The organism is Streptomyces sp. NPDC050121 (assembly GCF_044460385.1).
GTDB lineage: Bacteria > Actinomycetota > Actinomycetes > Streptomycetales > Streptomycetaceae > Streptomyces > Streptomyces soliscabiei.
In genome coordinates this window covers 1-23252 of record NZ_JBITJV010000028.1, presented here as the reverse complement: position 1 = coordinate 23252, position 23252 = coordinate 1, and the positions used below count along the sequence as shown (strand labels likewise).

At 71.8% G+C, this 23252-nt stretch carries 20 protein-coding genes; 13 read left to right on the top strand and 7 right to left on the bottom strand.

Annotated elements, in window-relative coordinates; genetic code table 11:
• Positions 1–207 precede the first annotated feature (207 nt).
• Positions 208–1053 carry a hypothetical protein gene (locus tag ACIBTS_RS33580; RefSeq protein ID WP_399324450.1) on the top strand — a complete coding sequence of 282 codons (846 nt, stop codon included), beginning with the start codon at positions 208–210 and terminating at the stop codon, positions 1051–1053.
• Between the two features lie 68 nt (positions 1054–1121).
• On the opposite strand, the gene disA is transcribed toward ACIBTS_RS33580, so the two are convergent.
• Positions 1122–2246 carry a DNA integrity scanning diadenylate cyclase DisA gene (gene disA / locus ACIBTS_RS33575; protein WP_319348177.1) on the bottom strand — a complete coding sequence of 375 codons (1125 nt, stop codon included), beginning with the start codon at positions 2244–2246 and terminating at the stop codon, positions 1122–1124.
• Between the two features lie 79 nt (positions 2247–2325).
• Complete coding sequence (gene radA / locus ACIBTS_RS33570; RefSeq protein ID WP_099936203.1) at positions 2326–3735, bottom strand: DNA repair protein RadA; 1410 nt, start codon at positions 3733–3735, stop codon at positions 2326–2328.
• A gap of 219 nt (positions 3736–3954) precedes the next feature.
• On the opposite strand from radA, the gene ACIBTS_RS33565 reads away from it, so the two are divergent.
• Positions 3955–5730, top strand: coding sequence for a hypothetical protein (locus tag ACIBTS_RS33565; RefSeq protein ID WP_399324447.1), 1776 nt, complete (start codon positions 3955–3957; stop codon positions 5728–5730).
• Positions 5731–5796: 66 nt separating this feature from the next.
• On the opposite strand, the gene ACIBTS_RS33560 is transcribed toward ACIBTS_RS33565, so the two are convergent.
• Complete coding sequence (locus tag ACIBTS_RS33560) at positions 5797–6645, bottom strand: hypothetical protein (protein ID WP_399324445.1); 849 nt, start codon at positions 6643–6645, stop codon at positions 5797–5799.
• 71 nt (positions 6646–6716) lie between these two features.
• Here ACIBTS_RS33560 and ACIBTS_RS33555 point away from each other — a divergent pair, with 71 nt between their 5' ends.
• The 4 genes from ACIBTS_RS33555 to ilvD all read left to right on the top strand — a co-directional run bounded on the left by ACIBTS_RS33555 (position 6717) and on the right by ilvD (position 11205).
• A complete protein-coding gene (locus ACIBTS_RS33555; protein ID WP_079660657.1) occupies positions 6717–7649 on the top strand; it encodes a Ppx/GppA phosphatase family protein in 933 nt (310 codons plus the stop codon).
• A gap of 125 nt (positions 7650–7774) precedes the next feature.
• Entirely contained in the window at positions 7775–8608 is an 834-nt protein-coding gene (locus ACIBTS_RS33550; RefSeq protein ID WP_079660656.1) for a sugar phosphate isomerase/epimerase, read from the top strand.
• Positions 8605–9210, top strand: coding sequence for a TetR family transcriptional regulator (locus tag ACIBTS_RS33545; RefSeq protein WP_399324442.1), 606 nt, complete (start codon positions 8605–8607; stop codon positions 9208–9210). The genes ACIBTS_RS33550 and ACIBTS_RS33545 overlap by 4 nt, the downstream gene beginning before the upstream one ends.
• A gap of 141 nt (positions 9211–9351) precedes the next feature.
• Entirely contained in the window at positions 9352–11205 is a 1854-nt protein-coding gene (ilvD, locus tag ACIBTS_RS33540) for a dihydroxy-acid dehydratase (protein ID WP_319676654.1), read from the top strand.
• A 56-nt stretch (positions 11206–11261) separates the two neighbouring features.
• On the opposite strand, the gene ACIBTS_RS33535 is transcribed toward ilvD, so the two are convergent.
• Positions 11262–13463 (bottom strand): serine/threonine-protein kinase, encoded by a 2202-nt coding sequence (locus tag ACIBTS_RS33535; RefSeq protein ID WP_399324440.1) that lies wholly within the window; start codon positions 13461–13463, stop codon positions 11262–11264.
• Between the two features lie 181 nt (positions 13464–13644).
• Between ACIBTS_RS33535 and ACIBTS_RS33530 the strand changes: the two genes are divergently transcribed.
• From ACIBTS_RS33530 to ACIBTS_RS33520, 3 genes are all read left to right on the top strand, one after another.
• Positions 13645–13968 carry an SH3 domain-containing protein gene (locus tag ACIBTS_RS33530; RefSeq protein ID WP_319676652.1) on the top strand — a complete coding sequence of 108 codons (324 nt, stop codon included), beginning with the start codon at positions 13645–13647 and terminating at the stop codon, positions 13966–13968.
• Positions 13969–14028: 60 nt separating this feature from the next.
• On the top strand, positions 14029–14586 hold the full coding sequence (locus ACIBTS_RS33525) for an EamA/RhaT family transporter (protein ID WP_399324438.1): 558 nt from the start codon (positions 14029–14031) through the stop codon (positions 14584–14586).
• Between the two features lie 231 nt (positions 14587–14817).
• Positions 14818–15612, top strand: coding sequence for a class I SAM-dependent methyltransferase (locus tag ACIBTS_RS33520; RefSeq protein ID WP_399324436.1), 795 nt, complete (start codon positions 14818–14820; stop codon positions 15610–15612).
• Here the strand turns inward: ACIBTS_RS33520 and ACIBTS_RS33515 are convergent.
• Positions 15576–17009: a SulP family inorganic anion transporter gene (locus ACIBTS_RS33515; RefSeq protein ID WP_399324434.1), complete on the bottom strand. Its 1434-nt coding sequence runs from the start codon at positions 17007–17009 to the stop codon at positions 15576–15578. The genes ACIBTS_RS33520 and ACIBTS_RS33515 overlap by 37 nt on opposite strands.
• A gap of 386 nt (positions 17010–17395) precedes the next feature.
• On the opposite strand from ACIBTS_RS33515, the gene ACIBTS_RS33510 reads away from it, so the two are divergent.
• The 3 genes from ACIBTS_RS33510 to proC all read left to right on the top strand — a co-directional run bounded on the left by ACIBTS_RS33510 (position 17396) and on the right by proC (position 19937).
• Positions 17396–18217, top strand: a complete 822-nt coding sequence (locus ACIBTS_RS33510; protein WP_399324432.1) for an ABC transporter ATP-binding protein — start codon at positions 17396–17398, stop codon at positions 18215–18217.
• Positions 18214–19005: an ABC transporter permease gene (locus ACIBTS_RS33505; protein ID WP_399324430.1), complete on the top strand. Its 792-nt coding sequence runs from the start codon at positions 18214–18216 to the stop codon at positions 19003–19005. The genes ACIBTS_RS33510 and ACIBTS_RS33505 overlap by 4 nt, the downstream gene beginning before the upstream one ends.
• A 119-nt stretch (positions 19006–19124) precedes the next feature.
• On the top strand, positions 19125–19937 hold the full coding sequence (proC, locus tag ACIBTS_RS33500) for a pyrroline-5-carboxylate reductase (protein WP_319677286.1): 813 nt from the start codon (positions 19125–19127) through the stop codon (positions 19935–19937).
• Between the two features lie 29 nt (positions 19938–19966).
• On the opposite strand, the gene ACIBTS_RS33495 is transcribed toward proC, so the two are convergent.
• Complete coding sequence (locus ACIBTS_RS33495; RefSeq protein WP_399324428.1) at positions 19967–20557, bottom strand: cysteine hydrolase family protein; 591 nt, start codon at positions 20555–20557, stop codon at positions 19967–19969.
• A gap of 141 nt (positions 20558–20698) precedes the next feature.
• Between ACIBTS_RS33495 and ACIBTS_RS33490 the strand changes: the two genes are divergently transcribed.
• Entirely contained in the window at positions 20699–21757 is a 1059-nt protein-coding gene (locus ACIBTS_RS33490) for a GlxA family transcriptional regulator (protein WP_399324585.1), read from the top strand.
• Here ACIBTS_RS33490 and trpS read toward each other — a convergent pair.
• On the bottom strand, positions 21673–22722 hold the full coding sequence (gene trpS / locus ACIBTS_RS33485; RefSeq protein ID WP_399324427.1) for a tryptophan--tRNA ligase: 1050 nt from the start codon (positions 22720–22722) through the stop codon (positions 21673–21675). The genes ACIBTS_RS33490 and trpS overlap by 85 nt on opposite strands.
• Between the last annotated feature and the right edge of the window lie 530 nt (positions 22723–23252).

Below are 23252 nucleotides of genomic sequence, written 5' to 3'. Positions count from 1 at the left end.
GCCCGGGCCGGGCGCCGGGAGGGCGGCACGCGCGCGTGCCGTAGCCATGGCCAGAGGTGTGACGGGTGCGATCGCCAAGGGGAGCCGGGCGCGCGGGCCGAAGTCGGGTGCGGGGGCCGTGGTTTCCGGGATGATGATCCGGAAAAGTTGTCGTCGCGGCGGCGGGTGGGGCCAGCGAACGCGTCGATCTCTCGTACAGTTTGCGCCGTGGGATCTCTGCGCAATCCGGTCGGGCCGCTTCCCTCCTCCATCTACTGGCGTCGGAGGGTCGTACTGCTGTCCGTGTTCGCCCTGTTGGCGCTGCTGATCCTGTGGGTGGTCACGTCGGGCGGTGGCGGCGGCAAGAACGGCGCCGACGGGGGCGGCGGCAAGAATCCCGCGTCCTCCATCACGCCGGGGCCCTCCGGATCCGGGCCTGCGATCAGCCAAAACCCGGGCGGGCGCGACGAGTCGAGCGAAGGCACCACCAGCGGGACCGGCTCGGGATCGGATGCGGGCTCGGGGGGCGGCGCCGGCTCCGGTGGCTCGGACGGCGGCTCGGCGGGCTCCGGCGCCAACGACGACGGCGCCAACGGCGACGGCTCCAACGGCAGCGGCGGGGCCGGCGGCGGCAGCGGTACGGCGACGACGCTGCCGGCCGGGACGACCCTGCCCAACTGCACCGCCGGCGTGGTCACGGTGAGCCTGCGCAGCGTCCAGAACGTGTACTCGCCGGACCGGACGCCCACGTTCCAGCTGATCGCGAAGAACAGCTCGGGAAGCGACTGCAAGGTCGATCTCGGTCCGAAGACCGCGGTGTTGACGATCACCAAGGCGGGCGCCGACGACGACTACTGGTCGTCCGCGGACTGCCCCAAGGCGTCCGGGAGCCTGCTGTACCGGGTGCCGGCCGGGGACAGCTTCACGTACACCCTGAAGTGGGACCGCAAGCCGAGCGCCCCGGAGTGCGCGACGCCTCCGGCGGGCACGGCCGGAGCGGGGACGTACCTGGTGGAGGCCAAGGCTCCGGGGTTCGCGAAGGCACAGACGTCGTTCGTGCTGAAGGACGACTAGAGCAGACAGCCAGGACATACGGCTACGGCTACAGCAGGCGGCTGGAGTGTCTGGTCGGCTGGACCGACCTAGACGTACCGCTCCAGGATCGACGACTCCGCCAGGCGTGACAGGCCCTCGCGGACGCTGCGCGCCCTCGCCTCGCCCACGCCGTCCACCGTCTGGAGGTCGTCGACGCTGGCGGCGAGGAGCTTCTGCAGGCCGCCGAAGTGCTCCACCAGGCGGTCGATGATCGCGCCGGGCAGGCGCGGCACCTTCGCCAGGAGCCGGAAACCGCGCGGGGAGACCGCCGAGTCGAGGGCCTCGGGGGAGCCGGTGTAGCCCAACGCGCGGGCCACCGTGGACAGTTCGAGGAGCTCGGCGTGGGTGAGCGCGTCCAGCTCGTACAGCGCCTCGTCGACCGTGCGGGAGCGCTTGGCGGTGGGCTCGGGCACGTAGTCCCGGACCACCAGCTCGCGCTCCGGCTCCACGCCCGCGATCAACTCGTCGAGCTGGAGGGCGAGCAGACGCCCGTCCGTGCCCAGTTCGACCACGTATTCGGCGATTTCGGTGGCGATGCGACGGACCATCTCCAGGCGCTGGGCCACCGCGGAGACGTCCCGGACCGTCACCAGGTCCTCGATCTCCAGCGCTGACAACGTTCCCGCGACCTCGTCCAGCCGGAGCTTGTAGCGCTCCAGGGTCGCCAGGGCCTGGTTCGCGCGGGACAGGATCGCCGCGGAGTCCTCCAGGACGCGGCGCTGTCCGTCGACGTACAGGGCGATCAGGCGCATGGACTGGGAGACCGAGACGACCGGGAAGCCGACCTGCTTGCTGACCCGGTCCGCCGTGCGGTGCCGGGTGCCCGTCTCCTCCGTGGGGATGGTGGGGTCCGGCACCAGTTGGACGCCGGCCCGGAGGATCTTCGACAGGTCGGAGGAGACCACGATGCCGCCGTCGAGCTTGCACAGCTCACGCAGGCGCGTCGCCGCGAACTCCACGTCCAGGACGAAGCCGCCGGTGCACATCGCCTCGACCGTCTTGTCGGAGCCCAGCACGATGAGTCCGCCGGTGTTGCCGCGCAGCACCCGTTCCAGGCCGTCGCGCAGGGCTGTGCCGGGGGCGACCGCGCTCAGCGCGGCGCGCATCAGGCCGTCGGCACCGGAACTCCCACCGGACTTTCCGGGAGCTGCCGCCCGGTCGTTGGCTGCCACTGCACTCCTCCGGTCACAGGTCTGGGGGTTCCCGTTTGGCGCACTCGTTTCGTACGGACGGGCGAGACCAGGGCAAAGTCTACCGGCGGTCCTCCGCCTCCCGTGGGGCCTCTCGGCGACGCGAGCGCGGCAGGACCCGCAGAGCGTCCCCCATGTCGGCGACTTCCAGGACCTTCATGCCCGCCGGGATCTTGCCGGGATCGCTCGGCACGAGCGCGTGCGTGAAGCCCAGACGGTGGGCCTCCGCGAGTCTGCGCTGCACGCCCGTGACCCGTCTGACCTCGCCCGCGAGGCCCACTTCACCGATCGCGACGAGGTTCTTGGGCAGCGGGGTGTCGCTCGCGGCGGAGGCCAGGGCGAGGGCGATCGCGAGGTCGGCCGCGGGCTCCGAGAGCTTCACTCCGCCGACCGTCGCCGAGTAGATGTCCCGCTTGCCGAGCGCGCTGATCCGGCCCCGCTGCTCCAGGACGGCCAGCATCATCGAGACCCGGGACGTCTCCAGACCGGACGTCGTACGGCGGGGCGAGGGGATCTGGGAGTCGACGGTGAGGGCCTGCACTTCGGCGACCAGGGGACGACGGCCCTCCAGGGTGACCGTCAGACATGTCCCCGGGACCGGTTCGTCACGCCGGGTCAGGAAGAGCCCACTGGGGTCGGCGAGGCCCGTGATGCCCTCGTCGTGCAGTTCGAAGCAGCCGACCTCGTCGGTGGCGCCGTAGCGGTTCTTGACGCCCCGCACCAGACGCAGGCGCGCGTGCCGGTCGCCCTCGAAGCTCAGCACGACGTCCACGAGGTGTTCGAGGAGGCGGGGACCGGCGATCGAGCCGTCCTTCGTGACATGGCCCACCAGGAGGGTGGACATGCCGCGTTCCTTGGAGGCGCGGATCAGGGCGCCCGCGACCTCGCGGACCTGGGCCATGCCACCGGGCGCCCCGTCGATCTCCGGGGAGGCCACGGTCTGCACGGAGTCCATGACCAGCAGGGACGGCTTCACCGCGTCCAGGTGGCCCAGGACCGCCGCCAGGTCCGTCTCGGCGGCGAGGTAGAGGTGGTCGTCGATGGCGCCGATGCGGTCGGCGCGCAGGCGGACCTGGGAGGCCGACTCCTCACCGGTCACATACAGGGTGCGGTGTTCGTCGCTCGCCGACTTGGCCGCCACGTCCAGCAGGAGGGTCGACTTGCCGACGCCCGGCTCGCCGGCCAGCAGCACGACCGCGCCGGGCACGAGACCGCCGCCGAGGACGCGGTCCAGCTCGGGCACGCCGGTGGGGCGGGCGGTGGCCTGACGGCCGTCGACCTCGCCGATGGGCACGGCGGAGGTGGTGACGCGGCCCGGTGCCGTCGTACGGACCGCGGGCGCGCCGTACTCCTCGACCGTCCCCCAGGCCTGGCACTCGGGGCAGCGGCCGAGCCACTTGGCCGTCTGCCAGCCGCATTCGGTGCAGCGGTAGGACGGACGGTCCTTGGTGGTCTTCGTACGGGCAGCCATGGGGAAACCGTAGCCGCCGCCACTGACAGCCGGACGCGCCTGTGGACAACCGGGCCTCCCGGAGGCCCGCAACCTGCTGAATCGGCCACGACCTGTCACGAACGGGCCACGGTACCTCTCTTCGCTGTCCCCGTATGAGGGATCGTTTCACCCATACGGATTAAAAGGACTCAAGGGACAAGAAGACCTAGTTCCGCGCCGCCTACGGTCGCACGGGTGATGAGCAGCAGCCCGGAAATCTCGACCAGCACGACCGGCGCGCACCGGGCGCACCGCGAGGCGCGCGACGCCGCTGCGGCGCGCACGCTCGCGCAGCGGCCGCCCGCGCGCTACGAGCCATACCTGGACGGCCTGTTCACCTACTGCCTGTCCGTTCTGTGCGACCACGACGCGGCCACCGCCGCCCTCGGTGATGTCCTCACGTTCGCCGAGCGACGCGGCCAGCGTGGTCCGACCGCCGCGGGCGACCGCCGGGCCTGGCTGTACGCGCTGGCCCGCTGGGCCTGCCTGTGCAAGCTCACCGAGGCCAAGCAGAAACGTCAGGGCACGCACGCGGCGGCCCGCAACGGCACCCGACGGCCGCCGGGCGCCAAGCCCGCCGCAGCCCCGGCTTCCGCCTCCGCCGCCGCCCCCGCCGATCCTGCCGACTCCGCCGATCCCGACGAGGACCAGGAGCGACAGCGGCGGGAACTCGCCCTGCTGGCCTGGCCGGAAGCGGCCGGCACCACCCCCGAGCAGCGTGAGGCGCTCGAACTCGCGGTACGCCACCACCTGGCCGCCCACGAGATCGCCGCCGTCCTCGGCAAGGACCTCGCCGCCACCCGCGAACTACTCTCTGCAGCCGCCTGCGAGGTCGAGCGCACGCGCGCGGCGCTCGCCGTCGTCGAGACCGGCAACTGTCCCGGTGTGGCCCACCTCACAGGCGAGAACCAGGTCGTGCTCAGCGCCGCCCTGCGCCGTGAACTCGTTCGGCACGTCGACGACTGCCCGCGCTGCCGTCGCGTCGCCGAACGCGCCGTCCCCGGCCGTTGGCCCGGCGCCGGTGTCACCCCCGCCGAGCTGCCCGTCCTGGAGGCGCCGCGCGCACGGCTGCACGTCGCCCTGGCGCACCTCCCGCGCGCGCGGGGCACCGCCGCGCCGCGCTACGACCGGCGCGGGTTCCCGATGGACCCCAAGGACCGCGCCGCCCGTCGGGAGCGCCTACGCGCGTGTGCCGTCACGACGACCGTGGTCGCCACCGTCGTCGCCGCGCCCGTGCTCGCCCTGTGGGCGGCCTACCGGAGCACGCCGACGGGGGACGCCGAGGGCCGCTCAGTCAGCGCCGGGGAGGCGCACGGCCCCGAGGGCCTCGCCGGTGAGACGGCCGGCGGCTACGAGAACGCCGGAAACGCCAGCACGCGCCCCGGCACCGGCTCCCTCAAGGGCGACGGACCGGACGTCTCCGTGGAGGTCATCAGCGTCACGGGACTCGGCCGGAGCGCCTCCGGCCGGCTCTCCGTGACGGCGGCCACCAGCGGCGACATCACCCTCGTCACCCTCACCGCACCCCCGGACGGCGACCGGCCGGTCCGCTGGTCGGCGGCCACACCGGCCCCCTGGCTCTATCTGAGCCGCTCCACGGGCGCCCTGAGGCCCGGCGAGTCGGTGACGATCAAGGTGTACGTCGACCCCCTGCGGGAGCCCTCCGGGCGCTGGCACGCGCGCGTGGCGATCGCCCCGGCGGGCGCCGTCGTCTCCATTGAGGGCTACGGCACGGCCCCCGGCCCCCCGGCTCCCGGCGGCGGCCCGGACCCGCGTCCCGGCGACCCGCCCGCGTCGTCGGACCCGCAACCGACCCCCACACCCCCGCCTTCCCCGGATCCCACGCCCACCGACCCGCCCTCGTCCTCAACCCCGACCCCCACCCCGACCCCCACCGCCCCGACCCCGTCCGCCCCGGAATCCTCGCCGGCGCCGCCCGCCGACCCCAGCACCCCGGCCCCGTCGACGTCGTAGCCGCAGGCGTCCCGGGCCGTGGGCCGTGCCGAGCCGGGTGGTCCCTCGAAGCGATCCGCAAGGACCTCAGGCGGTCGGGTCCGCCGGATGCGGGGCCAGGAGCGGCAGCTGCGAGGCCAGGCGCTCCTCGCACAGCTCGGCCAGGCGGTCGTAGCCGGCCTTGCCCATCAGTTCGGTCAGCTCCGGGCGGTAGGAGACGTACACCGGGTCGCCCGCGCCGTGCGCCGAGGTCGCCGACGTGCACCACCAGTGCAGGTCGTGGCCGCCCGGCCCCCAGCCCCGCCGGTCGTACTCGCCGATCGACACCTGCAGCACGCGTGTGTCGTCGGGCCGGTCGATCCAGTCGTAGGTGCGCCGCACCGGAAGCTGCCAGCAGACGTCCGGCTTGGTCTCCAGCGGCTCGCGGCCCTCCTTGACGGCCAGGATGTGCAGCGAGCAGCCCGCGCCGCCCGCGAAGCCCGGACGGTTCTGGAAGATGCACGAGCCGTTGAACGGACGGGTCTGGCGGGAGCCCTCGTCGTCCTCCGAGATCCAGCCGCCCCGGGCGCCCTCGTCGTGGTGCTGCCAGATCTCGGGCGTGAGCCTCGCCACATGCCCGGCGACGCGCTTCTCGTCGTCCTCGTCGGAGAAGTGGGCGCCCAGCGTGCAGCACCCGTCGTCCGCGCGGCCCGCCTGGATGCCCTGACAGCCGCTGCCGAAGATGCAGTTCCAGCGAGAGGTCAGCCATGTCAGATCGCAGCGGAAGACCTGCTCGTCGTCCGCCGGGTCAGGGAACTCCACCCACGCCCGCGCGAAGTCGAGGCCCTTCTCGTCCGCTGCCAGGGCCTTCTTGGACTTCTTCGGTGACTTCAGCGGCTTCGCCTGCGAAGAGCCGCCGGTGGATTTGTCGGCCTTCGCCTTGTTCGTCTTTGGCACTCGTCCAGGGTAAGTCGCCAGGAGCCGCTTCGGGGACGGTCCACGGCCTCGTGGGCAGTAGCGTTCCCTACATGAGACTCGGTGTCCTCGACGTGGGATCGAACACGGTGCATCTGCTGGTGGTGGACGCACACCCGGGCGCGTGCCCCCTGCCCGCGCACTCGCACAAGGCGGAACTGCGCCTTGCCCAACTACTCGACGGGGACGGCGCGATCGGCCCCGAGGGCGTCGACAAACTGATCACGGTCGTCCACGAGTCGCTCCAGGCCGCCGAGGACAAGGGCGTCGAGGACCTGCTGCCGTTCGCGACCTCCGCCGTGCGCGAGGCCAGCAACGCCGACGACGTCCTCGCGCGCGTGCAGGCCGAGACGGGCGTCGAGCTGCAGGTTCTCTCCGGCGCCGAGGAGGCCCGGCTCACCTTCCTCGCCGCCCGCCGCTGGTTCGGCTGGTCGGCCGGAAAACTGCTGGTCCTGGACATCGGCGGCGGCTCCCTGGAGATCGCCTACGGCATCGACGAGGAGCCCGACGCGGCCGTCTCGCTGCCGCTCGGCGCCGGCCGGCTCACCGCCGGCTGGCTGCCCGGCGATCCGCCCGACCCCGAGGACATCCGGTCCCTGCGCCGACACGCCCGCGCGCAGATCGCCCGCACCGTGGGGGAGTTCAGCCGGTTCGGCACCCCCGACCACGTCGTCGCCACGTCGAAGACGTTCCGGCAGCTCGCCCGCATCGCCGGCGCCGCCCGCTCGGCCGACGGCCCGTACACCCAGCGCCAGCTCAAGCGCGAGTCCCTGGAGGCCTGGGTGCCCCGCCTGGCCGCGATGACCACGGCCCAGCGCGCAGCCCTCCCGGGCGTCTCGGAAGGCCGCGCCAACCAGCTCCTCGCCGGCGCCCTGGTCGCCGAAGGCGCGATGGATCTCTTCGGCGTCGAGACGCTGGAGATATGCCCGTGGGCGCTCAGGGAGGGCGTCATTCTGCGCAGACTCGATCACATGGGTTCGCTTTAGTCGCGTATAGGGGCACGAGCGGGTGCGCGAGCCATCACCCTTCACGCGTACCTGCCCGTGGCGTACCCCACAACGGCGAGCAGGCACCCCGCACCGGGGCAACGGCACCCCGTAACCTGTCCCCCATGGCAGAGCCAGTCGTGCGGATCCCGGATGCGAAGATCGCCCTGTCGACTGCCTCGGTCTATCCGGAGTCGACGGCGACGGCCTTCGAGATCGCCGCCCGCCTCGGGTACGACGGCGTCGAGGTCATGGTCTGGAACGACCCCGTCAGCCAGGACATCGACGCGCTGCGCAGGCTCAGCGACTACCACCGGATCCCGATCCTCGCCGTCCACGCCCCCTGCCTGCTCATCACGCAGCGGGTGTGGTCGACGGACCCGTGGACCAAGCTCCAGCGGGCCCGCGCGGCGGCGGAGAAACTCGGCGCGAGCACGGTCGTCGTCCATCCGCCGTTCCGTTGGCAGCGTCAGTACGCGCGCGACTTCGTCACGGGCATCTGGCGGATGGCCGACGAGACGGACGTACGGTTCGCCGTCGAGAACATGTACCCGTGGCGCTACCGCGACCGCGAGATGCTCGCGTACGCGCCGGACTGGGACGTCACGAAGGACGACTACCGGCACTTCACGATCGACCTCAGCCACGCCTCGACGGCCCGCGCGGACGCGATGCAGATGATCGACCGCATGGCCGACCGCCTGGGCCACGTCCACCTCGCCGACGGAAACGGGTCGGCGAAGGACGAGCACCTCGTCCCCGGCCGCGGCTCCCAGCCCTGCGCCGAGCTGCTGGAGCGGCTCGCGCTGACCGGCTTCGACGGCCACGTCGTCATCGAGGTCAACACCCGGCGCGCGATGTCCGGCGCCGAACGTGAGGCCGACCTCGCGGAGGCCCTGGCCTTCACCCGCCTGCACCTGGCCTCGGCCACGTCCACCCCCTCGGCGCCCCGCCGATGACCGGCGTCGGCGCCCGCAGACGCGGCCGCCCCCCTCGTACGGAGTCGGCGGACACCCGCGACCGCATCCTGACGGCCGCCCGCGAGGAATTCTCCGAGCGGGGCTACGAGAAGACCTCCGTCCGCGGCATCGCGAAGGCGGCCGGTGTGGACCCGGCGCTGGTGCACCACTACTTCGGCACCAAGGAGCAGGTCTTCGAGGCGGCCGTAGAGGTCGCCTTCGCACCCGCGCTGAGCGCGCCGGAAGCAGTCGCCGACGGCCCGTTGGACCAGGTCGGGGAGCGGTTCGCCCGCTTCGTCTTCGGCGTGTGGGAGAACCCCACCACCCGCAAGCCCCTGCTGGCGATCCTCCGCTCCGCCGTGAACAACGACACCGCGGCCGCCGTCTTCCGCCGTCTGGTCACCTCGCAGCTGCTGCGCCGGATCGCCGCCCAGCTCGACCTGCCGGACGCCGAACTGCGCGCCGAACTGGCGGCGGCACAGGTGGTGGGCTGCGCCATGATGCGGTACGTGGTCAAGCTGGAGCCGCTGGCCTCGGCGGACCTGGAACAGATCATCGCGCGCGTGGCACCCGTCGTACAGGGACACCTCACGGCCCCCTGAGCGCGCCGGGTCATACCTGAGGACGAGACATGCGTCCCGCATTCCGGACACCTTGTCCCGCCCCCTGGATGACCGGCGTACGCTCATTAGCAGCCCTATCTGTCTGATAGCAGCCCTAGCAGTCACAAGGAGCGAGCGACGATGCCCGAGCTGAGGTCCCGCACAGTCACCCACGGTCGCAACATGGCGGGCGCACGCGCCCTTATGCGCGCCTCCGGTGTACCCGGTGCGGACATCGGCCGGAAGCCGATCATCGCGGTGGCGAACAGCTTCACCGAGTTCGTGCCCGGGCACACGCACCTCCAGCCGGTCGGCCGGATCGTCAGCGAGGCGATCACCGAGGCCGGCGGCATCCCGCGTGAGTTCAACACCATCGCTGTCGACGACGGCATCGCGATGGGCCACGGCGGCATGCTGTACAGCCTCCCCTCCCGCGACCTGATCGCGGACTCGGTCGAGTACATGGTCGAGGCGCACTGCGCGGACGCGCTGATCTGCATCTCCAACTGCGACAAGATCACCCCGGGGATGCTGAACGCGGCCCTGCGGCTGAACATCCCGACCGTCTTCGTCTCCGGCGGCCCGATGGAGTCCGGCCGCGCCACGCTCGTCGACGGCACGGTCCGTACGCTCGACCTGGTCGACGCGATCTCCGACGCCGTCAACGACAAGATCTCCGACGAGGACATCCTCCGTATCGAGGAGAACGCCTGTCCGACCTGCGGCAGCTGTTCCGGCATGTTCACCGCCAACTCGATGAACTGCCTGACCGAGGCCATCGGCCTCTCCCTCCCCGGCAACGGCTCGGTCCTGGCCACCCACACGGCCCGCAAGCAGCTGTACGTCGACGCCGCGCGCACGGTCATGGACATCACCCGCCGCTACTACGAGCAGGACGACGAGACGGTCCTGCCGCGCAACGTGGCGACCTTCGCGGCCTTCCAGAACGCGATGGCCCTCGACATCGCGATGGGCGGCTCCACCAACACGATCCTGCACCTCCTGGCCGCCGCCCAGGAGGCGGGCGTCCCGTTCGGCCTGGAGGAGATCAACGAGGTCTCGCGCCGCGTGCCCTGCCTCGCGAAGGTCGCGCCGAACGTCGCGAAGGACCGCACGTACTACATGGAGGACGTGCACCGCGCCGGCGGCATCCCCGCCCTCCTCGGCGAACTGCACCGCGCGGGTCTGCTCAACGAGGACGTGCACGCCGTCCACAGCCCGTCCCTGGGGGACTGGCTGAAGACGTGGGACGTCCGCGCCGGCTCGCCGTCCCCCGAGGCCCTGGAACTCTGGCACGCGGCCCCCGGCTGCGTCCGCTCCGCCGAGGCCTTCTCCCAGTCCGAGCGCTGGCAGGCGCTGGACGAGGACGCCGAGGGCGGCTGCATCCGCTCCGCCGAGCACGCCTACAGCAAGGACGGCGGCCTCGCCGTCCTGCGCGGCAACCTCGCCGTCGACGGCTGCGTCGTCAAGACGGCCGGCGTGGACGAGTCGATCTGGACCTTCGAGGGCCCGGCCGTCGTCTGCGAGTCGCAGGAGGAGGCCGTTGAGAAGATCCTCAACAAGCAGGTGACACACGGCGACGTCGTCGTCATCCGCTACGAGGGCCCCAAGGGCGGCCCGGGCATGCAGGAGATGCTCTACCCGACGTCCTTCCTGAAGGGCCGCGGACTGGGCAAGACCTGCGCCCTGATCACCGACGGCCGCTTCTCCGGCGGCACCTCGGGCCTGTCGATCGGCCACGCCTCCCCCGAGGCGGCCTCCGGCGGCACCATCGCCCTCGTCGAGGACGGCGACCGCATCCGCATCGACATCCCGAACCGCACCATCGAGCTCCTCGTCGACGACGCCGAGCTGGCGCGCCGCGAGGCCGCCCTCGACGGCGTGTACGCCCCGAAGAACCGCGAGCGCAAGGTGTCCGCCGCCCTGCGCGCCTACGCCGCGATGGCGACGAGCGCCGACAAGGGCGCGGTGCGGGACGTGTCGAAGCTGGGCTGACGCCCATCAGCGCGTGACCGGGGGCCGCTTCCCAGGGAGGCGGCCCCCGGCGCGTCTCACCAGCCCGCCGGATCCCGCCCGTCGACCGCGAACACGGTCCCGTCGGGAGCGCCGGCGTAGACGCGGCCGCCGACCGCCGCGGGCGCGGGCAGCGCCGTCACCACTTCGTCGGAGTTCGCGCCGAGCCGCAGCTCCGTCTGCCCGACGAGCTTCCCCCGGTCGGAGTCCACGGCGAGGAGACGTCCGTCGGGGGCGCTGAAGTACACATGCTCGCCGTCGGCGGACGGCACCGAACCGCGGCTCACGGCCGTCTGCAGGGACCACACCTGCTTCCCCGCCACCGTGTCGACGGCCACCAGCGTCCCGTCGAAGCCCAGCAGGTAGACCCGGTCGCCCTGCACCGCCGCGCGCGCCTGCTGCAACTGCAGCGGCACACCCAGCCTCACCCGCAGCGACACCTTGTCCGCCGGGTAGTAGCGGACCACGGCGTCGACCGACCCGTACGCGTCGCCCTGGGACAGCAGCACCAGGCTGTCGCCCGCGGTGCCCACGAGCGTCAGCGCGCCGCTGAGCCGCTCCTCCCACTTCACCCGCCCGGTCGCGGGATCCACGGCCGTGATCCGGGTGCGCCCGCCGCCGGAGCCCGACGTGCTGGACACGTACGCCAGCGGATCCTTGGGGAACGACAGGAAGTACGGCTCGCCCAGCCCCGGGATCCGCCGGCTCCACGCCGTCTTCCCCGTCGCCGCGTCCACGCCGGTCACCTTGCCGTCGGCGGCAGTCAGCAGCAGCGTGCCGCCGACGGTGCGGACACCCCGGTACGCCGACACGTTCCGCTGCCAGCGCGTGGCGCCCGACGCCGGATCGAGCGCCTCCACCCGCTTGCCCGAGTGCGTGACCACCAGCGCAAGCCCACCCGCGAGCACCGGCGCCTCACCCGGCCGGTCGTCCTCGGCGAGCGCGTGCCGCCACAGCACCCGACCGTCGGACGCGTCCAGCGCGGACACCAGCCCCGACTGCGCGCACAGCAGCCGCTTCGCGTCGTACGCGCATTGCGGCATGCCGCCCGTGCCGGTCCCGGTGCCCGTCTCCCCGCCCGCGCCGCCGTGCGCCGGGCGCGCGCTCCAGGGAGCGAAGGCGGCCGACGCGGCCCCCGACGTGCCCCGCGCGTCCCGGCCCGCGCCGTCGTCGCCGAGCAGCTGCGCGGCGGCCAGCCCACCACCCGAGAGGACGACGACCAGGGCGCCGGCCGCCAGAGCGACCCGCCTGCGCCGACGCCTCACGCCCGCCGGCCCCGCCTTTGACCCGGGCTGCGGATCCGCCTGCTCCGCCTGATCCGCCTGATCCGCGTGGTCCGCCGAACCCGCCGGGCCCGTCCGGGGCTCGTCCAGCACCCGCTGCGACGGTATGAACGCCTGCGTGTCCCAGGAGGCCGCCTCCGACCGCAGTGCCCGCATCAACTCGTCCGGCGTGGGCCGGTCCTCGGGCTCCTTGGCGAGACACCGCGTCACCAGCGGCGCGAGATTCGCCGGTACGCCGGTCAGGTCCGGCTCGTCGTGGACGACCTGGTAGGCGACGACATACGGGCTGTCGGAGTCGAACGGCCCGCGCCCCGTCGCCGCGTGCACCATCACGGAGCCGAGCGCGAAGATGTCGGCGGCCGGCCCGACCTCCCGCGGCCGCCGGAACTGCTCCGGCGCCATGAACGGCGGAGTGCCGATCAACTTGCCCGTCTCGGTCCGCAGTTCGCTGTCCTTCGGCCGCGAGATCCCGAAGTCGATGACTTTCGGACCGTCCTCGGCGAGCAGCACGTTGCTCGGCTTCAGATCCCGGTGCACCACCCCGACCCGGTGGATGTCGCGCAGCGCCTCCGCGAGCCCCGCCATCAGCCGCCGCAACTCGCCCGGATTCATGGGCCCGTTCCGCTTCACCTGCTCGGCGAGCGTCGAGCCGGGAATGAACAAAGTGGCCATCCAGGGCCGTTCGGCCTCCGGGTCGGCGTCGACGACGGGCGCGGTGAACGCCCCGCTGACCCGCCGGGCGGCCGCCACCTCCTGACGAAAACGCCCCCTGAACTCGGGATCCCGGGCGAACTGGGCATGGACGACCTTCACCGCGACCTTCATCCCGGAAGTGCTCCGGGCCAGGTGCACCACGCCCATGCCGCCGGAGCCCAGGCGCTCCTCAAGGCGGTAGTGACCGGCGTACTGCGGAAGTTCCGCTTCCGCGCCCGCCCCGGTGTTGCGCTGTGGCGTCATGGACCACCCCCGTGCTGTTCGTCCGCGCGCGCGACGCACGGAGCCTAGTCGATGACTCGTACGGGACAGAGGCGGCTTGCTAGCCTTCGCGTACGAATTGCGCACATGTGTTTCATGGCGTGTTTTAGGGGAATCAACGTGGCCCCATGGCAGTCATGGGGTCCGACGGGGGAGGTTTTTCATGTCTGTTGACCGCGTGGAAGAGGTGGACGAGGCCCAGAGCGCCGATGCGGCGGCGGCCGTTACCACGGCGGCTCTCACCTACTACCCGATCGCCCCGGGCGTCCGGCTGAACGTGCGCAGCGGCCCCGGCACCAGCTACCCGGTCGTCAAGGTCCTGAACGAGGGCACGAAGGTGCCGATCTTCTGCCAGACCCCGGGCACCACGGTGAGCGGCCCGTACGGCACGACGAACATCTGGGACAACATCGCCGACAGCCAGTTCGTCTCGGACGCGTACGTCAGGACGGGCAGCGACGGCTACATAGCCCCGCGCTGCGCCTGATCCCGGCCTCCGGGCAACCCGCCCGGGGAGCCCGCCCCCGTCCGGAGCCATAATCGTCCCGTGAGCGACGAAAACGGCACCCCGGACACGGCGGCGGGCACCCCGGGCACCCCGGGCAGTCCCGCCGAGCAGGCAGGTCAGGCCGGCGCGGGCCCCCGTCCGGAGCCGCTGCGCTTCTTCGGCACCACGTGGGTGGACCACGACCCCGGGTTCCAGGGATACGCGGCCCGCCGCATCGCCGTGGCCATCGGCACTCTCGTCGCCGTGACCGTCTCCTGCCTCGTCCTCCGCTTCGCCTACGAGGGCATCGCGATCGCCGACCTCGGCGGCTTCGTGACGCTCCTGATCGTCGTGATGTTCGCGGTCTGCAGCGCGCTCGCCTTCCGTCATACCTGGGACGGCTTCTCCCGGCGCCCCGACCCCGACCGCCAGGCCTCCCTGCGCGGCCTGCTGGCCATCGGCTTCGTCGGCTCGCTGCTCGGCTACTTCTTCCGCACCCTCACCGAGGCACCCGGCGAGAAACTCCACCGCGAGGAGTACGACACAGCCCGCCAACAGCACGAACGCCGCACCTCCCGCCGCACAGGCAACCCATCGAAGAAGCGCCGCCACCCCTGACGCCAAACCGCCCCGGGAGGCGGCTGTTTTCTCCCGGCCATGCCACCCCGGCACGCCACTGTTTTCTCTTGGCCCTGCCACCCCGCCGCTCCCCCCGGGCCCTGCCACCCCGCCGCTCCCCCCGGGCCCTGCCACCCCGCCGCTTCCCCCTCCCTCCCGCCACGCCGCCATGCCCTGCCACCACCGCGTCCGGGTCTTCCCCGACCACCTCCCACCGGCCACCATGACCCCATGACGTCGTCCTCCCCGGCCCCCGCCCCCACCCCCTCCCACGTCACCCGAGCCCGCTCCTTCAACTCGGCCGCGGCCCTGTACGCCGCCAACCGCCCCTCCTACCCGACCGCCCTCCTGGACGCGATCGAGGACCTCGCAGGCCACCCCCTGAGCGGCGCGCGGGTCGCGGACATCGGCGCCGGCACCGGCATAGCGACGGCCCTCCTGCACGCCCGCGGCGCGGACGTCATCGCCGTCGAACCCGGGGACGGCATGGCCGCGCAGTTCCGCCGCGCTCTCCCCGACGTGCCGATCGTCCGGGGCGACGGCAACCACCTTCCGCTGGCCGACGCCTCCGTCGACTTCCTGACCTACGCCCAGTCCTGGCACTGGACCGACCCGGCCCACTCGGTCCCGGAGGCCCTGCGCGCCTTGCGCCCGGGCGGCGCGCTGGCGCTGTGGTGGAACACCAGCGCCGTGGACGTACCGTGGATCGACGCGCAGGCCCACCGCATGGAGCGCCGTTTCGGCGTCGACCACGTCGTGCAGAGGAACGGCGACGGCAGCCGCGCCGCCCGCGCCGACCCGACCGGCAGGCTCGACTTCGCCCACCGCACGGTCCGCTGGAGCCGCCGCGTCCCCCTCGATCTTCACCTGGCCAACATCGGCAGCCACTCGATCTTCCTGGTCCACGGCGAGGAGAGCACCGCCGCCTTCCTCGCCGAGGAACGCCGCCACCTCCTCGCCGCGTTCCCGGCCGGCACCGTAGAGGAGACCTACGACGTCGAACTGCTGCTCGCGACGAGACCCTGACCGCGCGCGGCGGCCCACCCCTCCAGGGCCGCCGCACACGCGTGGTCCACATGCCGCAGCCCGCCCAACTCCAGCCGCACCTCACGGTCGTGCGGCAGCGCCTCCAACGCGTCCAGCAGCTTCGGCAGCCGCAGAAACGTCGCATGCCCCAGCACCCGTACGACGAGCCCGGCGTCGCCCCGGTCCTCCGTCTCAACGTGCACATGGCTGATCTCCCAGGCCGTCTTCGCCACGGCCAGCGCCAGCCCGACCAGCACCCCCTCGAACAGGTTCCCCATGACGATCGTCCCCGCCGTGACCCCGAGCACGACGACCTCCCCCCGATGCCCGCGCCACAGCTTCCGCACCTCCCGCACGGGCACGAGCTTGCAGCCGGCGTGCACCAGCAGCCCCGCCAGCGCCGCGACCGGAATCAGCCCCAGCACCCCGGGCACGACGGCCGCGAACAGCAGCAGCCACACCCCGTGCAGCACCCGCGACGCCTTCGTCCGCGCACCCGCCCGCAGGTTCGCCGCACTGCGCACGATGACCGCCGTCAGCGGCAGCGCGCCCAGCACCCCGCACACGGCGTTGCCCGCGCCCTGCGCCATCAACTCCCGGTCGTAGTCCGTCCGCCGTCCGTCGTGCAGCCGGTCCACCGCCGCCGCGCTGAACAACGACTCCGCCGACGCGATCAGCGCGAACGCCACGACCGTCCCGATCACCCCCACTTCCGTCAGCCGTCCGAAATCCGCCGCCTCCGGCACCCGTACGGCGTCCAGCAGACCCTGCACCCGGACCCGCCGCACATCCAGGTCGAACACCCACGTGCCGCCCGCCGCCAACACCACCGCGACCAACGGCGCGGGAACCAGCCGCGCACCGCTGCGCCACCGCCCCCACACCACCAGCACGACCATGGTGGCACCCCCCACTGACAACGCCACCGGATCCACCCGCCCGGGCAGCGACACCAGCCCGGCGAGCTTCCCGAGCCCGCCCTCCGGCGCGCCCGCGTCCCCGAGGGCGTACACCTGCCCGGAGACCAGCACCAGCCCGATCCCGGCGAGCATCCCGTGCACGACGGCCACGGACACGGCCCGGAACCACCGCCCGAGCCGCAGCGCGCCCAGCCCCAGCTGCACCAGCCCGGCGGCCAGCACGAGCACCCCGAGCGCCTGAACGCCGTACCGCTGCACGGCTTCGTGGACGAGCACGGTGAGCCCCGCCGCCGGCCCGCTCACCTGCAGACTGCTGCCGGGCAGCACCCCGACGACCAGCCCGCCGACGATGCCGGTGACCAGCCCCAGCTCGGCGGGCACGCCGGAGGCCATGGCGACGCCCACACACAGGGGGAGCGCGACGAGAAAGACGACGAGGGAAGCGAACAGATCGGCCTTGCGAACACCACGGCGCAACACGGCGGCACCTCCGGTAGGGAACGGGAGATGCGTGGGCGCGCCGCACCGGGGGAGGGCGCGACGACGACCATGCGCGGACGCGGACGGGGCCGTGACCGAAGCCCCGCCCGCGCAACGCGCATGAATTCCATTATCGGTTGACCCGCCCGCCAGGACGACGGGTTCCTGTGCCGACCCGGTGAACACGGAAGCGGACGAACAGGAACCTCCGCTTCCAATCCCACCGCCACGCGCCTGCGCCACCGCGCGCCCCCCACCACCGCGCGCCCCCCACCACTGCGCGCCCCCACCGCCTACCCCACCACCGCGCGCCCGCCATCGCACGCGCACCCCACCCACCGGACCACTTGACGACTCACGGCGCCGCGAGGATTATTCATCACATGATGAATTCTAGGATCGAGTCACCTGGCCCACCCGAGCCGCCGGACCTGCCCGACACGCCCCCTGCCGTCGTCGCCGAACACCTCACCGTGGTCCGCGGCCCGCGCACGGTCCTCCACTCCCTCGACTTCACCGTCCCCCGCGGCCAGATCACCGGCCTGCTGGGCCCCTCCGGCTGCGGCAAGTCGACCCTCATGCGCGCGATCGTCGGAACCCAGGCCAAGGTCACCGGCACCCTCGACGTCCTGGGCCGCCCCGCAGGCCACCCCACCCTCCGCACCCGCATCGGTTACGTCGCCCAGGCCCCCTCCGTCTACGACGACCTGACGATCCGCCAGAACCTGGACTACTTCGCCGCGATCCTCGACCCCGGCCGGGGCGCGGCGGACCGACGCCACGAGAACGTCACCCGAGCCATCGCCGACGTGGACCTCACCACCCACGCCCACGCCCTCGCCCGCAACCTCTCCGGCGGCCAGCGCAGCCGTGTCTCCCTGGCCGTCGCTCTCCTGGGCGCCCCCGAACTCCTCGTCCTCGACGAACCGACGGTCGGACTCGACCCCGTCCTGCGCCGCGACCTGTGGAACCTCTTCCACGACATCGCGGCGACCCGGGGCGCCACCCTCCTCATCTCCTCCCACGTCATGGACGAGGCCGAGCGCTGCCACCGCCTGCTCCTCATGCGTGAGGGCGAGATCCTCGCCGACGCCGCCCCCGACGCCCTGCGCACCCGCACCGGCACGGACACGGTCGAGTCGGCCTTCCTGCACCTGGTGGACGAAGCGGCCGCGGCCGGCCGCGCCAAGGAGTCAGCACGATGACCACAACGACCACGACAACCACGACGGCCGCCCCCACGCCGACCGGCATCCTGAACGCCTCCCGCACCACCGCCACCGCGGCCCGCGTCCTGCGCCAACTGCGTCACGACCCCCGTACGATCGCGCTGCTGATCCTCATCCCCTGCATGATGCTGTTCCTGCTCCGCTACGTCTTCGACGGCAGCCCGCGCACCTTCGACAACATCGGCGCGTCCCTCCTCGGGATCTTCCCCCTGATCACGATGTTCCTGGTGACCTCCATCGCCACCCTGCGCGAACGCACCTCGGGCACCCTCGAACGCCTCCTCGCCATGCCCCTCGGCAAAGGAGACCTGATCGCCGGCTACGCCCTCGCCTTCGGTGCTCTGGCGATCGTCCAGTCGGCCCTGGCCACCGGCCTGGCGGTCTGGTTCCTCGACCTGGACGTCACCGGCAGCCCCTGGCTCCTCCTCCTGGTCGCCCTCCTCGACGCCCTGCTCGGCACAGCCCTCGGCCTCTTCGTCTCGGCCTTCGCGGCCACCGAGTTCCAGGCGGTTCAGTTCATGCCGGCGGTGATCTTCCCGCAACTCCTCCTCTGCGGCCTCTTCACCCCCAGGGACGCCATGCACCCCGCCCTGGAAGCCGTCTCCGACGCCCTCCCCATGTCCTACGCCGTGGACGGCATGAACGAGGTCCTCACTCACACCGACATGACAGCGACCTTCGTACGAGACGTCCTGATCGTGGCGGGCTGCGCCCTGCTGGTCCTGGGCCTCGGCGCGGCAACGCTACGACGCCGGACAGCGTGACCTCCGAAGGGGCGGCGGGGCCGAAAACCGAAGTCCGCCCACCGGACACCAGCCCCCCACCCCCACCCCCGATGCGAGGATTGATCCCGGACGACGCAACCCCCGGAGGACCCTCAGCCATGACCCAGAAAGTCGCAGTCCTCGGCACCGGCAAAATCGGCGAAGCTCTGCTCAGCGGCATGATCCGAGGCGGCTGGCTCCCCGCCGACCTCCTCGTCACCGCCCGCCGCCCGGAACGAGCCGAAGAACTCCGTACCCGCTACGGAGTCACCCCGGTCACCAACGCCGAGGCCGCCAAGACCGCAGACACCCTGATCCTCACGGTCAAACCGCAGGACATGGGCGCCCTCCTCGACGAACTCGCCCCGCACGTTCCCGCCGACCGCTTGGTCATCAGCGGAGCCGCCGGCATTACCACCGCCTCCATCGAGGAGCGCCTCGCCACCGGCACCCCGGTCGTCCGCGTCATGACGAACACCCCCGCCCTGGTCGACGAGGCCATGTCCGTCATCTCCGCCGGCACCCACGCCACCGTCGACCACCTCGCCCACGCCGAGGAGATCTTCGGCTCCGTCGGCAAGACCCTCCGCGTCCCGGAGTCCCAGCAGGACGCCTGCACGGCCCTCTCCGGCTCCGGCCCCGCGTACTTCTTCTATTTGGTCGAAGCCATGACGGACGCCGGCATCCTCCTCGGCCTGCCCCGCGACAAGGCCCATGACCTGATCGTCCAGTCCGCGATCGGCGCCGCCACGATGCTCCGCGACAGCGGCGAACACCCGGTCAAGCTCCGCGAGAACGTCACATCTCCCGCGGGCACGACCATCAGCGCCATCCGCGAACTCGAGAACCACGGCGTACGAGCCGCCCTCATCGCCGCCCTCGAAGCCGCCCGCGACCGCAGCCGCGAACTGGCCTCAGGCAAGAAGGACTGACGGAAGACCGAACGAACAAGCGGGGGTGGTCACCTGTCCGAAGCGCTCCCCACGATCTCCTTCGTGGTCACCACGCGCGCGAACCCGCCCCCGTGCAGCGACACCGCCGACGCCTGCGCGAGCTCCTCCGCGGTCCGCCGCCACCCGAACGGCCCCTCCAGGTCGAACGTGTGCGTCGCGTCGTACGCGACCACGACCTCGTACCCCAGGTTCCCGCCCATCCGCGCGGTCGTCTCCACGCACATGTTGGTCTGGATCCCCGCCACCACGAGCTGCGAGATCCCCTCCGCCCTCAGCCACGAGCCCAGATCCGGCGTCCCGAGGAAGGCCGAGTTCACGGTCTTCGTGATGAACAGCTCCGGCCCCGCCCCCTTCCCGCGCCGCTCCTGCACGTACTGCTTGAGATCGTTCCCCTCGTACCCCGGCCGCAGCGGCGACTGCGGATTCGGGGAGTCATGCCGCACGAAGACGACCGGCCGCCCCGTCTCCTGCCACAGCTCGATGAGCACGGCGATGTTGTCATCGGCCCCTGGGGTGTTCCGCGGCCCCCAGTAGTCCAGCTCCTCGAAGCCCTTCTGTACGTCGATGACCACCAGCGCTGCGTTCTCTGCGATGTCCATGCCCCCGATCCTGCCGCCGCGAGCACCCCCGCTCCAGAAGCACCAAAGTCATCGATCGATGGTTTACTGCCACCCATGCAGAACGCCGTGAAGACCACCGAAGCCGCAGATGCCGCAGATGCCGCAGAAGCTACGGACGCCATGGAAGCCACACACGCCACGGGGCACGCAGAGGCCACGGGCGGCACCTACCGCGTCGCCCTGGTCGCCTTCCCCGGCATCCGCGCCTTCGACGTATCCGTCGTCACCGAGGTGTGGGGCAACGACCGCACCGACCGCGGCGTTCCCGCTTTCGACCTGCACCGCGTCGCCGCCGACACCACCACCCCCATCCCCATGCGCGGCGGCCTGGCCCTCCTCCCCGACCGCGCCCTCACCTGGCTCTCCCGAGCCGACCTGATCCTCGTCCCCGGTCTGGACGACTACCTCACCCCCGCGCCCGCCCCCGTCCTGGAGGCACTGCGCCGCGCCCACGCCCGCGGCACCACCCTCGCCGCCCTCTGCGGCGGAGCCTTCACCCTCGCCCAGGCCGGCCTCCTCGACGGCCGCCGAGCGATCACCCACTGGAACCTGATCGACCTCCTGCGCACGCACCACCCCCGGATCACCGTCGTCCCCGACGCCCTCTTCATCGAGGACGACAACATCTGGACCGCTGCCGGCACGGCAGCCGGCATCGACCTCTGCCTCCACCTGGTCCGCCGCTCCCATGGAGCCGAAACGGCCGCGACCATCGCCCGCGCCATGGTCACCGCCCCTTTCCGCACCGGCACCCAGGCCCAGTTCATCGAACACCCCACTCCCCGCGCGGACCGGGACGCCGACACCCTCGCCGCCGTACGCGAACACGCTCTTCGACATCTGCACGAACCACTCACCGTCGCCGAGCTGGCGGGGCACGCCGGCATGTCCTCGCGCAGCTTCGCCCGTCACTTCACGGCGGCGACCGGTGTCACCCCTCTCCGCTGGCTTCTCGACCAGCGCATCGCCGCAGCCCAGAAACTTCTCGAACGCACCGACCTCCCCATGCCCGAGGTCGCCCGGCGCGCAGGCTTCGGCAGCGAGGTCACCATGCGCCAGCACTTCGCATCACGCCTCGCCACCAGCCCCCGCGCCTACCGGGCCGCGTTCAGCACCCCGCCCGCCACCGACGCCCCGGCGGGCTCGGTCACGGGCGGAAGCAACCCGATCGCGCGATAAGCGGTATCCACGACCGGCCGGGCCATCCCGCGAGCCTTCTCCGCACCATCCCGCAGCACCCCCTCGACGTAGACGGGATCAGCGCACAACTCCTTGTGCCTGACCTGCACGGGCTTCAGCACCTCGACGACCGCGTCCGCGGTGTCCTTCTTCAAAGCGCCGTACGACTCGTAAACGCCTGCCAGGATCTCCGGGTTCCCACCCGTGCAAGCGGCGAGGATCTCCAGCAGGTTCGCGACCCCGGGCCGCCCCTCCCGGTCGTACACGACCTCCCGCCCACTGTCGGTGACAGCCCGCATGACCTTCTTACGCACCACCTCGGGCTCATCCAGCAGATAGACGATCCCGGGCCCGAAGTCGTCGCTCTTGCCCATCTTCGACGCCGGCTCCTGCAGGTTCATCACCCGTGCCGCGATCGCCGGATGCGTGGCCTTCGGGACGACGAACGTGTGCCCGTACCGCTGGTTGAACCGCACCGCCAGATCCCGCGCCAGCTCCACATGCTGCGTCTGGTCGTCTCCCACCGGCACCTCGTCGGTGCCGTAGGCCAGGATGTCGGCCGCCATCAACACGGGATACGTCAGCAACGACAGCCGCACACTCCCGCCGCGCTCCCGCTCCCGCGCCGACTTCTCCTTGTACTGGATCATCCGCCGCATCTCGCCGTCCGTGGCCACGCACTCCAGCAGATACGAGAGCCGCGCGTGCTCGTCCACATGACTCTGTACGAACACGGTGCACAGCTGTGGATCCAGTCCCGCCGCCAGCAGCAGCGTTGCCGCCTGCCTGCTCAGCCGACGTACCCGCGCCGGGTCGTGCTCCACGGTCAGCGCGTGCAGATCCACGACGCAGAACAACGAGTCCGCCCGGTGCTGGTCGACCTCGGCCCACTGCCGCAGTGCTCCCAGGTAGTTCCCCAGCGTCAGGTGCCCGGTCGGCTTGATCCCGCTGAAGACCCGCTTCATCTCTCCACCTCCTGGTCGAGGCCGCCTTCCCGGTCGGCCGTCCCCCTGGAACCTGGTGGGAGAAACAAGAACGGCCGCCGAAGCGGCGGCCGTTGAGCGCATACGTGAACACGGCCGCCGTCAGGCGGCCCACCACAGCTGGGTGCACGTACGCGTAGTCATGTCCGTCAGCGTACGCCTCAGGGGGTGCCTCCAGGACATGAGTTGACACACCCACGTACGGATACGTAGTGTTCTCCGAGTTGTCCGACGTGAGCTCCGACTCCGGTCGGTCCCCGGACAGCCATTCCGCAGGTACCAACCACTTCTCGACGCGCAGTCGATCCGGCTGCCGTCGCGTCATTGGCGTGCGTATTCGCGAAATGAGGAATCCGCGTTCGAAAGGACGCAGCCCCCGATTGGCTTCGGGAGCAGGGAATCCGCTAAAGTCTCACTCGTCGGAACGGCCCAAACAGCCGCGAAGACAAGCCCCCTCTGACTGGGAATCAGGGCCGAAAGGATCTGATAGAGTCGGAACCGCCGGAAAGGGA